Here is a 13,435-nt window from a genome sequence, read left to right as displayed (position 1 = left end):
CGCCCATTGCAAGGAGCAACACCCATGAATCTGACTTTGTCGCGCTCGTTAATGGCGCTGACGCTGGCCGCCAGCGCCTTGCTGACCGGTTGCAGCAGCCCGAAAACCCTGTATCAGTGGGAAGGCTACGAACCCCAGGTCTACGAATACTTCAAAGGCGAAGAGCCCAAAGAAGCCCAGGCCGAAGCGCTGGAACGTGACCTGCAGAAAATCCGCTCCACCGGCAGGGCCGTACCGCCGGGTTACCACGCCCACCTTGGCCTGCTCTATCTGAGCATGGGCAAGGACGACCAGATGGTGCAGCAGTTCAGAACCGAGAAAACCCTGTTCCCCGAGTCCGGCACGTACATGGATTTTCTGCTTAAAAACGCCAAGACCGGAGACGCGAAATGATCGCGCGCACCTTGAAACTGCTGGCCGCCGGTCTGGCCCTGACCGTACTGGGTGGCTGCGTCGCCCCCAAAACCGTGGACTACTCGGCCTACAAACAAGCGCGGCCGAAGACCATTCTGGTGCTGCCACCGCTGAACACCTCGCCGGACGTGAAGGCGTCGTACAGCCTGTTGTCGCAGGTGACGTTCCCGCTGGCCGAGGCCGGTTATTACGTACTGCCGATCACGCTGGTTGACGAGACGTTCCGCCAGAACGGCCTGACCACGCCGGACGATATCCATCAGGCACCGCCGAACAAACTGAAGGAAATCTTCGGTGCGGACGCCGCGCTGTACATCACGGTGACCGAATACGGCACGCGTTACATGGTGATCAGCAGTGAAACCGCAGTGACCGCGACGGCGAAACTGGTCGACCTGAAAAGCGGCACCACGCTGTGGACCGGTTCGGCGCGGGCGTCGAGCGAAGAGGGCGGCAACAACGGCGGTGGCGGTCTGATCGGCATGCTGATCACAGCCGCTGTGAAGCAGGTCATCAACAGCTCCACCGATGCCGGCTACCCGATTGCCGGTGTGGCGAGCAATCGTCTGCTCTCGGCCGGGCATCGCGCAGGCCTGCTGTACGGCCCACGCTCGCCGAAGTACGGCACAGACTGAATTATCAGCTGCGGCAGAAAACCACTGTAGGAGTGAGCCTGCTCGCGATAGCGGTGTGTCAGACACCACATCGACACCTGACACACCGCTATCGCGAGCAGGCTCACTCCTACAGGGGAATGCATTTCTCTGTTGGGTTATTTGGCAGCAGGCCAAAACCGCTCGCCACCGCCCGGCGCTTCCGTCCACGCTTGCAACGAGCGGGTCGGCAAATCGAAGTAATCGCGGGTTCGTGCGTAACCATGGCCACCCATGCGTCCGATCGCATCCAGGCCCAATTGATCGATGTACAGCGTCCTCGGATCGATCAGATCATCGCGCACATGCGCCATCAACACCTCGCCAAAAATGATCTCCTGCGACTGACCGATGTTCAGCGCCATCATCCGCCGGTATGCAATATATGAATGCAATTTGCAAAGGCCCGGATTAATCTGCGTTTCCATGGCCAGGCATCGCCAAGGGCTGGTTGCCTGACGCTAAAGGAGGGTTCGAATGACCGAGAAGAAACCGGAAACCACGGTCGACCGCGTCTACCAAGGGGTTTACGAGGCGATCAGCAAGCGTTCGTTGCGCCCGGGGATGAAGCTGGGCGAGGCCTCGCTGGCCGAGTTATTCAATGTCAGCCGCACGTCGGTGCGTGCTGCATTGAAGCAATTGGAGGCCGATGGCCTGGTCACCACCGAGCCCAATAAGGGGGCATCGGTGTCGTTGCCGAGCAATGAAGAGATCCGTTCGCTGTTCGAAACCCGCCGGCTGATCGAGATCGGCATCGTCACCGAACTGTGCCGGCGCAAGGACACGGCAGCGATGCAGGATCTGCGCGAACACCTGCTGCTGGAAGATCAAGCGCACGCCGCAGGCGACCATGAACGGCTGATTCATCTGCTCGGCGAGTTCCACATCAAACTGGCGCGCAGCCTCAACAACCCGGTGCTGCTCGACTGGTTCCAGAAGTTGATATCCCGCGCTTCGCTGTATGCCGCGGCACTGGACGACGACAGCCACGAAGTCTGCCGCGATGACGAACACCTGCGACTGATCGAGTACATCGAAGCCGGCAATCAGAGCGCCGCCATCGAACTGACCTGCACCCATCTCAACGGCATCGAGAAGGCCATTCTCGACGTCGCCGCCAAAATGAAAACTGGCTACCATCCGCTCAAGCACCTGATCGGGGTCTAGCCCCGGACAGCGATGAAATCGGCTATATATCATATGAAACCAATACGACTGGAGGCGCTCGAAACAGACGGGCATTGCGTCGTTCTGGCGTCGCGATTTATCGGGCAATCAACTAAGGGCACTGAGTCAGTCGATGCAGTTTTTATCCGATAGCCATGGTTGTGACGGCTGGAGAGGCGAAATGGCCGGGCGCATCAGTGCGTTCGACTGGCGCCACACCGAACTCGGCCCGCTGAACAGCTGGCCAGCCAGCCTGTGCAGCGCGGTGCAATTGATGCTGGCCTCGCCACTGCCGATGGTCATGCTCTGGGGCCGCGCCGGCTACATGATCTACAACGACGCCTATTCGATATTTGCCGGTGGTCGCCATCCATATCTGCTCGGTTCACCGGTAGAGCTGGGCTGGCCGGAAGTCGCCGAGTTCAACCGGCATGTGGTCGACACCTGTCTGGCGGGCGGCACTTTGTCCTTCCGCAACAAAGAACTGGTGCTGTTGCGCGACGGCGTCCCCGAAGACGTCTGGATGGATTTGTATTACAGCCCGGTGGCCAATGATGACGGAGCGCCCGGCGGGGTGATGGCCATGGTGGTGGAAACCACCGAATTCATGCACTCCGAACGCCGGCGTCAGGCGGCAGAACAAGCCTACCGCGCTGACAATGAGCGGGTCCGTCTGGCGCTGAATGCCGGGGCCTTGCTCGGCTCGTTTGTCTGGGACGTGAAAAACAACACATTGTCCGCGGATGAGCGTTTTGCCCGTACGTTCTCGTATCCGCCGGATCACGACCTGAGCAATCTGGCCCAGGACATTGCTGAATCGCGCATCCATCCCGATGACCACGCCTGGGTGCAAGAGCGCGTCGCCCATTCCGTGCAGACCGGCGAGCCATATAACGCCGAGTATCGCGTCCGGCGTAGTGACGGCAGTTATCTGTGGGTGTTGGCCAGTGGCGCGTGTGAGTTCGACGAACACGGTGCGCCGCTGCGTTTTCCCGGGATACTGATCGACATTCATGAGCGCAAGATTGCCGAAGAATCCCTGCTCAAATTTACCCGCAACCTCGAACAGCGCGTGGGCGAGGAAGTCGAGGCGCGGCTGGCGGCTGAAGAGCAGTTGCGCCAGTCGCAGAAACTCGAAGCGATTGGCGGGCTGACCGGCGGTGTCGCTCACGACTTCAATAATCTGCTGCAAGTGATCGCCGGCAATCTGCATCTGCTCGCGCGCCACGAACCGAACAACGCCAATGTGCAGCGCCGGGTCAGTGCCTCGCTGGCGGCGGTCGAACGCGGCGCCAAGCTGTCCTCGCAATTGCTCGCGTTTGCCCGGCGCCAGCCGTTGTCGCCGGCAGTGTGCAATCCGCGGCAGATCTTCGAAGGTGTCGGCGAATTGCTGCAGCGAGCGCTGGGCGAAACCATTCAGATCGATGTGCAGCTGCCGCAGCAACCGTGGCATATCAACGTCGACCGCAACCAGTTGGAAAACGCCATTCTCAACCTGGCGATCAATGCCCGTGATGCGATGAAGGGCGAGGGCACCATTGCGCTCAGCGCCGCCAACGTGCGCCTCGATCGCGAGTTCTGTGCCGGTAAAGGCATCGTTTCCGGCGAGTTTGTCCGCGTCGGTGTCAGTGACACCGGTGCCGGCATCGCGCCAGGCATTCTCGAGCAGGTTTTCGAACCGTTTTTCACCACCAAGGCTGACGGTCAGGGCACCGGCCTGGGCCTGAGCATGGTGTTCGGTTTCGTCAAACAGAGCGGCGGCCACGTCGAGATCGCCAGTACCCTCGGCGAGGGTACGCGGGTGCAGTTGTACTTCCCGCGCAGCCTGCGCCCGATCCTTGATGAGTCGCCCAATCTGCAACGGCAGCAGAGCGGCGGCCACGAGACGATTCTGGTGGTCGAGGACAACGACGCGGTGCGCGCCTCGGCCGTTGAGTTGTTGCGCGAGGAGGGTTACCGCGTGTTGACCGCCGGCCACGGCGATGCGGCCATGCAAATGCTGCTGGAAGGCACCGACGTCGACCTGATCTTCACCGATGTGGTCATGCCGGGGCTGATCAAAAGCTCTGACCTGTTCGCCTGGGCCAAGGTGCAGACGCCGCCGGTGGCGGTACTGTTCACCTCCGGGCACACCCGCGACATCATCTCGCGCAATCACCAATTGAGTCCTGATACTCACTTGCTCGGCAAACCGTACAGCCCCGAAGCCTTATTGCAGATGATTCGGGTGGTTCTCGGCAACTGAGCGCTGAACATTCCTTTATCAAGGCAGGTCGATGACTTCCAAACGCACCTCCAAAGCACCCGCCGGCATGGTCCGGGTGCGCGGCGCCCGTGAACACAACCTCAAGAACGTCGATATCGACATTCCCCGCGATGCTCTCGTGGTGTTTACCGGAGTGTCCGGTTCGGGCAAGTCGTCGCTGGCATTTTCAACCTTGTATGCCGAAGCCCAGCGTCGTTACTTCGAATCGGTGGCGCCGTATGCGCGACGGCTGATCGATCAGGTTGGCGTGCCGGATGTCGACTCCATCGAGGGCCTGCCGCCGGCCGTGGCTCTGCAACAGCAGCGCGGTACGCCGAGTACGCGTTCGTCGGTGGGCAGTGTCACCACGTTGTCGAGCCTGATCCGAATGTTGTACTCGCGCGCCGGCAGTTATCCGCCTGGGCAGCCGATGTTGTACGCCGAGGATTTCTCGCCGAACACCCCGCAAGGCGCCTGCCCGGAGTGCCATGGTCTCGGCCGCGTCTATGAAGTCACCGAAGCGCTGATGGTGCCCGATCCCAACCTGACCATCCGCCAACGCGCGGTGGCGTCCTGGCCGTTGGCATGGCAGGGCCAGAACCTGCGCGACATCCTCGTAACCATGGGCATCGATGTCGACATCCCGTGGAAAAAGCTGCCGAAAAAGCAGCGCGACTGGATTCTCTTCACCGAAGAAACCCCCACCGTGCCGGTGTATGCCGGGCTGACCCCGGAAGAAACCCGCGTCGCCCTCAAACGCAAGATGGAACCGAGTTATCAAGGCACCTTCACCGGCGCCCGCCGCTACATCCTGCACACCTTCAGCCATTCGCAAAGTGCGCTGATGAAGAAGCGCGTCGCGCAGTTCATGCTCGGCAGCCCTTGCCCGTTGTGTGACGGCAAGCGCCTGAAACGTGAAGCGTTGTCGGTGACGTTTGCCGGGTATGACATCGGTGAGCTGTCGCAGATGCCTTTGCTGCAAGTGGCCGAAGTATTGCGGCCGGTGGCGGCGGCCAGTTATCTGCAGCAGGCCGAAGAAACCGGCGAGACCTTGAGCCACGCGCAAACCCGCGAGGCCCGCCAGCAGCGCGTGGCCCATGGTGCCAGCGGCCACGGCTCCGCGCCGGACGTGCGTCACACACCAAACCTGTCGCTGGAAAAGCGTCTGGCGGCGCAGCGCATTGCCGAGGATCTGCTCGAGCGGGTCAGCACGCTGACCGATCTGGGCCTCGGTTATCTGGCGCTGGAACGCAGCACGCCGACGCTGTCGTCCGGCGAGTTGCAGCGCTTGCGCTTGGCGACGCAGTTGGGCTCGCAATTGTTCGGTGTGATTTATGTCCTCGACGAACCTTCCGCCGGTTTGCACCCGGCCGATGGCGAAGCGTTGTTCGAGGCCTTGCAACGCTTGAAAGCTGACGGCAACACGCTGTTTGTGGTCGAGCATGATCTGGAAACCATGCGCCGCGCTGACTGGCTGATCGATGTCGGCCCGGCGGCGGGCGAGCAGGGTGGGCAAGTGTTGTACAGCGGCCCGCCGGCAGGTCTTGCCGAGATCGAACAGTCACAGACCCGCGCTTATCTGTTTGCCGAATCGCAGCGTCAGACACGCGCCGCGCGCAAACCGACGGCGTGGCTGAAACTCGATGGCATTACCCGCAACAACCTGAACAATCTGAGTGCCGAATTTCCCTTGGGCTGCTTCACCTCGGTGACGGGCGTGTCCGGCTCTGGCAAGTCGAGTCTGGTCAGTCAGGCGTTGCTGGAACTGGTCGGCGCGCAGTTGGGCCGTCCAACGCGGGAAAGCGAGACGCAAGAACTCAGCCTCGAAGACGACGCACCGCAACTCAGCAGCGGCCAGGTCACGTCGGGGCTGGAGTCGATCAAGCGACTGGTGCAGGTCGATCAGAAACCCATCGGCCGCACGCCACGCTCCAATCTGGCCACCTACACCGGTTTGTTCGACAACGTGCGCAAGCTGTATGCCGCGACCGACGACGCCCGGGCGGCGGGTTATGACGCCGGGCAGTTTTCCTTCAACGTCGCCAAGGGCCGTTGCGCCACCTGTGAGGGTGAAGGCTTTGTCAGTGTCGAGTTATTGTTCATGCCGAGTGTCTATGCACCGTGCCCGACCTGCCATGGCGCACGCTATAACCCGCAAACGCTGGCGATTCTCTGGCAGGGTTTGAGCATCGCACAGGTGCTGCAACTGACCGTGGAGGAGGCGGTGAAAGTCTTCGCCGAGCAACCGGGGATTCGCCGTTCACTGGAAGTGCTGCGGGACATTGGCCTGGGTTATCTGCGTCTGGGTCAGCCGGCCACAGAGTTGTCCGGCGGCGAAGCACAACGCATCAAACTGGCCACCGAATTGCAGCGCAACCAGCGCGGCGCAACCTTGTACGTGCTGGATGAACCGACCACCGGACTGCATCCGCGCGATGTTGATCGGTTGCTTGAGCAACTGGACACGCTGGTGACGGCGGGGCACACGGTGATTGTTGTCGAACACGAAATGCGTGTGGTGGCGCAAAGTGACTGGGTGATCGACATCGGCCCGGGGGCGGGGGATCAGGGCGGCAGGATTGTCGCTGCGGGCACACCGCAGAAGGTTGCGGCGAGCAAGAAGAGCCGGACGGCGCCGTTTCTGGCTAGGGCTTTGAACCGATAGTTGCTGCGGTCCAGTTGGCCCAATGAACTGGATATCAGTACACAAGCCCCCTGTGGGAGCGAGCCTGCTCGCGAAAGCGGAGTGTCAGTCACAGATGAAGTCACTGATTTGACGCCTTCGCGAGCAGGCTCGCTCCCACATTGGATCGGTAATCGACAGAAGTATCTGTGGGAGCGAGCTTGCTCGCGAAGGCATTAGATCAGGCACCATCAAGGGTGCGGCGAACCTTGTCGAGCAGTTCACTGATCTGAAACGGCTTGACCAGCATGTCCATGCCACTGCCGAGAAACACCTGACGATTGATCGCCGTTTCCGCATACCCGGTCATGAACAGGATCGGCAGTCCCTCGCGCCAACCCCGCGCCACATCCGCCAACTCCCGGCCGCTCATGCGCGGCAGGCCCACGTCGGTCAGCAGCAGATTGATTGACGAGTCGTTCTGCAATCGCTCCAGCGCCGTTTCGATATCCGCCGCCTGAGTGCAGCGATAGCCCGCGTCTTCCAGCACTTCAGTGACAAACATGCGCACCGACGGCATGTCTTCGACTATCAGCACATGCTCACCACTGCCTTGCGGATCGACCACCGGCGCGGGGATGTCGGCGCCTGTCGGGTCGGTGGTGGCCGGCAACATGATGGTCACTTCGGTGCCACGCCGCGCCACACTGCGGATGTGCGCGTCGCCACCCGACTGGCGGGCAAAACCGTAGATCGTTGACAGCCCCAGTCCTGTGCCCTGACCCAACGGCTTGGTGGTGAAAAACGGATCGAAGACCTTATCGATGACGTTGTGCTCGATCCCGGTACCGTCGTCGCGCACCGACAGCGCCACGTAAGCGCCATCGGCCAGATTCGGATCGCCGTGGGAGTACGCGGCGTAGGTGTTGACCCAGATATTGCCGCCCGCCGGCAGCGCATCGCGGGCGTTGATCACCAGATTCAATACTGCGCTTTCCAGCTGCACCGGGTCGACCAGGGCGATGGCCGGTTTGCTGGTCAGTTCAAGCTTGAGGCTGATCCGTTCACCGATGGTGCGCACCAGCAATTCTTCCAGCGAACGGACTTGGTCGTTGATGTCTACGGGCCGCGTATCCAGCGGCTGCTGACGGGCGAAGGCGAGTAAACGATGAGTCAGGGACGCGGCACTCATCGCCGAATTCAGCGCCGCTTCGCTGTAAAACTGCACCTTGTCCAGACGCTGATCGGCGACTCGTTTCTGGATAAGTTCGAGGCTGGTGATGATCCCGGTCAGCAGGTTGTTGAAGTCGTGGGCGATACCGCCAGTGAGCTTGCCCAGTGCGTCCATCTTCTGCACTTGCAGCAACTGCGCCTCGGCGCGCGCACGTTCGGCGACTTCCTTGGCCAGTTGCGTGGTGGTGTCATCCAGACGCGCCAGATGCGAGCGCTCGCGATGGCGGTGTTCGGTAACGTCTTCGACGAACACCAGGCTCAACTCTGGCGTGCGGTACGGTGAAATCTGCCACTCGGTCTCGCGAATTTCACCCTGCACGCGCATGTTCAGCGTGCCTTTCCAGCGTTCGCCATCGACCAGGCGCAGACGCAGCTCATTGAGGATGGCGCTCTGCTCCTCGGCGAAGCATTCACGCAGGATTTTCGGGTCCTGATTGTCGAGAATCAGTTGGGCGAAGGCCTGGTTGCACTCATGCACCTTGAGGCTGGCATCGAGCACTGCGATAGGTGCGGACACATTGGCGAAAATCTCGCGGAATCGCGCTTCACTTTCGCGCAGGGCATTTTCCGTGTCGCGCACCCGCAACAGCGTACGCAGGGTGGCCAGCAGCACGTCCGGATCGATCGGGTGAATCAGGTAGGCATCGGCACCGGCATCAAGGCCGGTGATGATGTCGCCGGTCTGGATCGATGCTGCGGAGACGTGGATCACCGGCAGCAGCGCGGTGCGGCTGTCGGCGCGCAGAATCCGCACAATGTCGAAACCGCTCATGTCCGGCAGATTGACGTCGAGAATCAACGCATCGAGCGCTTCACTGTCGATCAGCGCGAGCCCGTCGCCGCCGGTACCGGCCTCAAGGACTTCGTAACCGTGGCGCTCCAGCCGTCGCCGCAGGGCGTAGCGGGTGGCAACGTTGTCGTCGACGATCAACAGGCGGATGTCACGTTTCATCGACGTTCTCCAGAGCGATCGCCAGTGGAATGACCACGAAGAAGGTCGAGCCGACCCCCGGCGTGCTTTCCAGCCCGACTTCACCGCCGAGCAGGGCCGCGAAGCGTTTGCACAGTGACAGGCCCAGCCCGGTGCCGCGCAGACGTTTCTGCAGCGGCGAGTCGACCTGGGAAAAGTCCTCGAACAATGCGCCATGTAGCTCTGGTGCGATACCGATTCCGGTGTCGCTGACGGCAAAACGCACCTTGTCCACGCCTTCGAGGCGCGCGGACACCCGCACTTCGCCACGGGTGGTGAACTTCAGTGAATTGGAAATGAAGTTGCGCAGGATTTGTCCGAGTTTCTTGTCGTCGGTGTACAGGCGCGGCAAACCGACCGGTTCTTCGAAAATCAGGTCCACGGCGGAGGCATCGACAATTGGCCGGAACATCCCGCGCAGCGCCGAGAACAGGTCGAACATGTCGAACCACGCTGGGGAAATCGTGATGCGCCCGGCCTCGATCTTCGCCAGATCGAGCAGGTCATCGACCATGTCGCTCAACTCGCGGGCAGCGGTGCTGACGAACGCTACCTGCTTGTGTTGTTCAGGGCTGAGCGGGCCGTCGAGCTCGTCGGCGAGCAGGCTGTTGATGCTGAGAATCGAGCCCAGTGGCGTGCGGAATTCGTGGCTCATGTACGACAGGAAACGGCTTTTCAAGTCCGAGGCCTGGCGCAATTCCTCAGCCTGTATATCGAGTTCGGCGTACAGGGCCAGCACACCCTGGTTGGTTTCATCGAGTTCTTCGCGCAGGGCTGCAGTCTCGCTCTGCAACTGCGCAATCAGTGCGGCCTGTTCGGCACTGCTCAGAATCGGCAACTCAGCCATGGGCGGCCTCCAGGGCAACGACCAGCACCGTTACATCATCGCGCCCGCGACAGAAGTCGCGGTGCAGGACGCTGGCTATCACGGCGGGATGGCGGTGCACCAGACCGGGGTAGTCTTGAAGGTTCCAACGGGACTGCAAGCCGTCGCTGTACATGATCAATAGATGTCCGTTCACGTGAGCATAGTCAAAGGGTCTGGCTTTCCGATACTGCACGCCGACAATGCCTGGGTGCGAGGCCAGTCCACGTGACTTGTCGGCGTTGATCAGACTGGCGCCGATGTTGCCGACGCCGGCAAAGGTCAAGTGGTCGCGCCGCGCATCGAACTGGGCGAACGCGACAGCGCCGCCGCGAGTGCCGATCATGTCGCGGTGCATGTCCTCCGTCAGCATCACCGGCTCGGCGAAGGGCGTCAGGGCGAAGGTTTCCGCGCCAGCCCGGCCGGCGCGTTCGGCATCTTCTCCGTGACCGAGACCGTCGATGATCAGCGCGCTGATGCTGCCGTTGTCATACGCCAAGTGCCAGACATCGCCGCAGGCCGGATCGTTGTGCAGCGAGTGCTGGCTGACGCCAAAATGCATGTCCGGTTCGCGATCCGAGCGTGGATAAAACCGGGCCAGTAATACTGCGCCACGGGCATCGGCGTACACATCAAACACTTCGGTCTGACGCGATATCGAGCCGAGGCCGATGCCCTGGGTGCCTCCGGTCGAAAACCCGTCGGCCATACAGGCCTGCAGATCAAACCCCTGAGCTCGGTCGATGGCGAGCAATTCAATGCCAAAACCATTGGCGCGCGGCAACACCCGCAGGTGCATTTCACCGTGGCTCGCGTGCTTGAGCACGTTACTCGCCAACTCCGTAGCCACCAGAGCCACGCGTCCGGCATCGCGCTCGTCAAAGCCATGTTGTTCGGCCAGTTGTTGCGCCGTGCGGCGGGCGTGGCCGATCTGGCTGCTGTCTTCGATCAGTAAAACCTGGGTCATCGACCCGCTGATATTCATGTCCATCGGGTAATCGTTATTCGGGTGCCCTTGCCGGGCTCGGTGTCCAGTTCGAACTCTTCGACCAGACGTTTTGCCCCGGTCAGGCCCAGGCCCATGCCGCTGCCGGACGTCCAGCCGTCGGTCATCGCCAGTTTCAGGTCGGGAATTCCCGGGCCTTCGTCGCGGAAGGTCAAGCGCAGACCGACCTTGTGATCCTCATCGAGAATCTGCCAGTCCATGTCGCCGCCGCCACCGTAAACCATGGTGTTGCGCGCCAGTTCGCTGACCGCCGTGACCATTTTCGTCAGGTCGATCAGGCGCATTCCGCATTCGGTGGCCAGTTTGCGTGCGGTCTGGCGCGCGAGCACGACATCCTGCTCGATGTGAATGGGTTGAGTACCGCTGCTGCGTACGGTCATTGCCGGTCTACTCGTTCCTGCAGCAGTTTCATCCCGCGCTCGACATTCAGTGCGGTGCTGACGCCGGGCAAGGTCAGGCCGAGTTCGACCAAGGTGATCGCCACTGCCGGTTGCATGCCGACCAGCATGGTTTCGGCGTCCATGATTTTCGACAGGCCGGAGATTGTGCTGATCATCCGGCCAATGAATGAGTCGACCATGTCCAGCGCCGAGATGTCGATCAGCACGCCCCGCGCCGAGGTCTTGCTGATGCGCTCGGACAAGTCGTCCTGCAAGGTGAGAGCGAGCTGGTCATGCATGTCGACCTGAATGGTCACCAGCAGGAACTTGCCCATCTGAAGAATCGGAATTCTCTCCATGGGTTCAGACCGCTTTGCCGATGCTGATGCCGAGACGGGTCAGGGCCAGTTTCAACGCGTCGGCCAGATTGGCCTTGGTCACCACGCCTTGCAGGTCGAGGCCGAGGTGGACGATGGTCTGCGCGATTTGCGGACGCACACCGCTGATGATGCAGTCGGCGCCCATCAGGCGGATCGCGGTAACGGTTTTCAGCAGGTGCTGGGCAACCAAAGTATCGACGGTCGGCACGCCGGTGATGTCGATGATGGCGATTTCCGAACCGGTGTCGACGATGCGTTGCAGCAGCGATTCCATCACCACTTGCGTGCGCTGCGAGTCGAGGGTGCCGATCATCGGCAGCGCCAGGACGCCGTCCCACAGCTTGACCACAGGGGTCGACAGCTCCAGCAGTTCTTCCTGTTGGCGCTTGATCACCGCCTCGCGGGATTTCTGGAAAGTGCGGATGGTGTGCATGCCGAAGGCGTCGAGCAGTTCGGAGACTTCCCAGAGCTGTTCGGCGAGCAGCGCAGGCTGGTCTTTGTAGTGATTCTGGAGCAGGTTAAACAGCGGGCCTTTGAGGGCGAAGATGAAGCTGGCGGTCTGTTGCGAATCCTGGCCGAGCAGGGCGCGGCTGTGGGAGAGTTTTTCGAGAAACTGGCGGGTGGTTTCCCAACCCTGTGCGGCAATGTGGTTGCCGTTGTCGTTCTCGAGGCCACTGACCACTAATTGCAGGAACTCTGTGGTCTGTTGCTGCAGATCGTGATCTTTGAGGTTACGCGTGGCGCCGCTGGCTTGCAGGCCGTTGATCCATTCGCCCAGCAGTTGTGCTTGTTTGTTTTTCATCGCATCGAGTGTGCTGTTCTGCAGTGCTGCCATGTGCCTGTTGCTCCGTCGCGAATTGGGGGGCGATCGTGAAAAGTGATCGCCGCGAAATGATCGACATTTGCCGTTCGAAATAGTTGTTCGTTCGCGCACGTATATTTTTGATCTGGCGCAAGGAACGTCCCGGTAACTCTAGTCGGCGTGGCCGGGCGCGGCGAAGTTTTGAACGTTGGCGTGGGGCAGGCTTCGAATCTTTAACACCCGGCGGATGTGCGCCGGGGGTGTTTGACCAACGAGGTGGCCATGAACGAGCAAACGAAGCAGAGCCAATCTGGCGAACCGATCAATCGCAATGATCCGGCGATCGACCCGCAGGTGCCGGGGCAGCCGGCGCCGACGCAGCAGCAGGGCGATGGCGGGCAGGCGCAGAGTGCTGATCCGGCGGTGGATCAGAAAAACCAGCATACGGACAATGACAATGAGTTCAGCCCGGGTTTCAAACCGCAGCCGGATCGGGCGAAGCCGGGGGAGGAAACGGATGCTGATATTGATACGGATGGCGGTTGATGTTCGGTGGATATGACTAGGCCGCATCTATTGGATGCGGCCTTTTTTTCGCTTGGATGTGGTGGTGTTGCTGACATCGATCCCCCTCACCCCAGCCCTCTCCCCCAAGGGGGCGAGGGGGAAAGGGAGCCGATCTCGGTGCCTTTCAAAA

General features: G+C 61.1%; 12 protein-coding genes and 1 pseudogene. 6 read left to right on the top strand and 7 right to left on the bottom strand.

The window, feature by feature from the left end; all coding sequences use genetic code 11:
• The first annotated feature begins 24 nt into the window (after window positions 1–24).
• Both HUW52_RS18570 and HUW52_RS18565 read left to right on the top strand, forming a co-directional pair.
• Window positions 25–393: a DUF4810 domain-containing protein gene (locus HUW52_RS18570; protein WP_016985314.1), complete on the top strand. Its 369-nt coding sequence runs from the start codon at window positions 25–27 to the stop codon at window positions 391–393.
• A complete protein-coding gene (locus HUW52_RS18565; protein WP_175554508.1) occupies window positions 390–1,049 on the top strand; it encodes a DUF799 domain-containing protein in 660 nt (219 codons plus the stop codon). The genes HUW52_RS18570 and HUW52_RS18565 overlap by 4 nt, the downstream gene beginning before the upstream one ends.
• Before the next feature lie 137 nt (window positions 1,050–1,186).
• Here HUW52_RS18565 and HUW52_RS18560 read toward each other — a convergent pair.
• Window positions 1,187–1,441: pseudogene (locus HUW52_RS18560) on the bottom strand (flavin reductase family protein); the annotation flags it as partial.
• Between the two features lie 103 nt (window positions 1,442–1,544).
• Here HUW52_RS18560 and HUW52_RS18555 point away from each other — a divergent pair.
• The 3 genes from HUW52_RS18555 (at window position 1,545) to HUW52_RS18545 (ending at window position 7,144) form a co-directional block, all read left to right on the top strand.
• Window positions 1,545–2,234 (top strand): GntR family transcriptional regulator, encoded by a 690-nt coding sequence (locus HUW52_RS18555; protein WP_175554507.1) that lies wholly within the window; start codon window positions 1,545–1,547, stop codon window positions 2,232–2,234.
• A gap of 133 nt (window positions 2,235–2,367) precedes the next feature.
• Window positions 2,368–4,479, top strand: a complete 2,112-nt coding sequence (locus HUW52_RS18550) for a PAS domain-containing sensor histidine kinase (RefSeq protein ID WP_175554506.1) — start codon at window positions 2,368–2,370, stop codon at window positions 4,477–4,479.
• 31 nt (window positions 4,480–4,510) lie between these two features.
• Window positions 4,511–7,144: an excinuclease ABC subunit UvrA gene (locus tag HUW52_RS18545; protein ID WP_175554505.1), complete on the top strand. Its 2,634-nt coding sequence runs from the start codon at window positions 4,511–4,513 to the stop codon at window positions 7,142–7,144.
• Window positions 7,145–7,343: 199 nt separating this feature from the next.
• Here the strand turns inward: HUW52_RS18545 and HUW52_RS18540 are convergent, their stop codons facing one another.
• The 6 genes from HUW52_RS18540 to HUW52_RS18515 are packed head-to-tail and all read right to left on the bottom strand — an operon-like array spanning window position 7,344 to window position 12,771.
• Window positions 7,344–9,287: a response regulator gene (locus HUW52_RS18540; protein WP_175554504.1), complete on the bottom strand. Its 1,944-nt coding sequence runs from the start codon at window positions 9,285–9,287 to the stop codon at window positions 7,344–7,346.
• Entirely contained in the window at window positions 9,277–10,152 is an 876-nt protein-coding gene (locus HUW52_RS18535) for a sensor histidine kinase KdpD (RefSeq protein WP_175554503.1), read from the bottom strand. Before HUW52_RS18535 ends, HUW52_RS18540 begins: the two co-directional genes overlap by 11 nt.
• Window positions 10,145–11,155, bottom strand: coding sequence for an ATP-binding protein (locus tag HUW52_RS18530; protein WP_175555706.1), 1,011 nt, complete (start codon window positions 11,153–11,155; stop codon window positions 10,145–10,147). The genes HUW52_RS18535 and HUW52_RS18530 overlap by 8 nt, the downstream gene beginning before the upstream one ends.
• Window positions 11,152–11,556 carry an anti-sigma regulatory factor gene (locus HUW52_RS18525; protein ID WP_008084828.1) on the bottom strand — a complete coding sequence of 135 codons (405 nt, stop codon included), beginning with the start codon at window positions 11,554–11,556 and terminating at the stop codon, window positions 11,152–11,154. Before HUW52_RS18525 ends, HUW52_RS18530 begins: the two co-directional genes overlap by 4 nt.
• Window positions 11,553–11,915, bottom strand: a complete 363-nt coding sequence (locus tag HUW52_RS18520; RefSeq protein WP_007912539.1) for an STAS domain-containing protein — start codon at window positions 11,913–11,915, stop codon at window positions 11,553–11,555. Before HUW52_RS18520 ends, HUW52_RS18525 begins: the two co-directional genes overlap by 4 nt.
• 4 nt (window positions 11,916–11,919) lie before the next feature.
• On the bottom strand, window positions 11,920–12,771 hold the full coding sequence (locus tag HUW52_RS18515; protein ID WP_175554502.1) for an STAS domain-containing protein: 852 nt from the start codon (window positions 12,769–12,771) through the stop codon (window positions 11,920–11,922).
• 249 nt (window positions 12,772–13,020) lie between these two features.
• Here HUW52_RS18515 and HUW52_RS18510 point away from each other — a divergent pair, with 249 nt between their 5' ends.
• On the top strand, window positions 13,021–13,284 hold the full coding sequence (locus HUW52_RS18510) for a hypothetical protein (RefSeq protein ID WP_122605203.1): 264 nt from the start codon (window positions 13,021–13,023) through the stop codon (window positions 13,282–13,284).
• Window positions 13,285–13,435 lie beyond the last annotated feature (151 nt).

This window comes from Pseudomonas sp. 43A (assembly GCF_013363935.1).
GTDB lineage: Bacteria > Pseudomonadota > Gammaproteobacteria > Pseudomonadales > Pseudomonadaceae > Aquipseudomonas > Aquipseudomonas crudilactis.
Note: the sequence above shows the minus strand (reverse complement) of the source record. Positions and strands in the feature narration are given on the sequence as shown.

Bases quoted from the DNA above. Each gene is read 5' to 3' on its own strand.
- HUW52_RS18570 (WP_016985314.1), top strand. From the start codon at position 25: ATGAATCTGACTTTGTCGCGCTCGTTAATGGCGCTGACGCTGGCCGCC.
- HUW52_RS18565 (WP_175554508.1), top strand. From the start codon at position 390: ATGATCGCGCGCACCTTGAAACTGCTGGCCGCCGGTCTGGCCCTGACC.
- HUW52_RS18555 (WP_175554507.1), top strand. From the start codon at position 1,545: ATGACCGAGAAGAAACCGGAAACCACGGTCGACCGCGTCTACCAAGGG.
- HUW52_RS18550 (WP_175554506.1), top strand. From the start codon at position 2,368: ATGCAGTTTTTATCCGATAGCCATGGTTGTGACGGCTGGAGAGGCGAA.
- HUW52_RS18545 (WP_175554505.1), top strand. From the start codon at position 4,511: ATGACTTCCAAACGCACCTCCAAAGCACCCGCCGGCATGGTCCGGGTG.
- HUW52_RS18540 (WP_175554504.1), bottom strand. From the start codon at position 9,287: ATGAAACGTGACATCCGCCTGTTGATCGTCGACGACAACGTTGCCACC.
- HUW52_RS18535 (WP_175554503.1), bottom strand. From the start codon at position 10,152: ATGGCTGAGTTGCCGATTCTGAGCAGTGCCGAACAGGCCGCACTGATT.
- HUW52_RS18530 (WP_175555706.1), bottom strand. From the start codon at position 11,155: ATGAATATCAGCGGGTCGATGACCCAGGTTTTACTGATCGAAGACAGC.
- HUW52_RS18525 (WP_008084828.1), bottom strand. From the start codon at position 11,556: ATGACCGTACGCAGCAGCGGTACTCAACCCATTCACATCGAGCAGGAT.
- HUW52_RS18520 (WP_007912539.1), bottom strand. From the start codon at position 11,915: ATGGAGAGAATTCCGATTCTTCAGATGGGCAAGTTCCTGCTGGTGACC.
- HUW52_RS18515 (WP_175554502.1), bottom strand. From the start codon at position 12,771: ATGGCAGCACTGCAGAACAGCACACTCGATGCGATGAAAAACAAACAA.
- HUW52_RS18510 (WP_122605203.1), top strand. From the start codon at position 13,021: ATGAACGAGCAAACGAAGCAGAGCCAATCTGGCGAACCGATCAATCGC.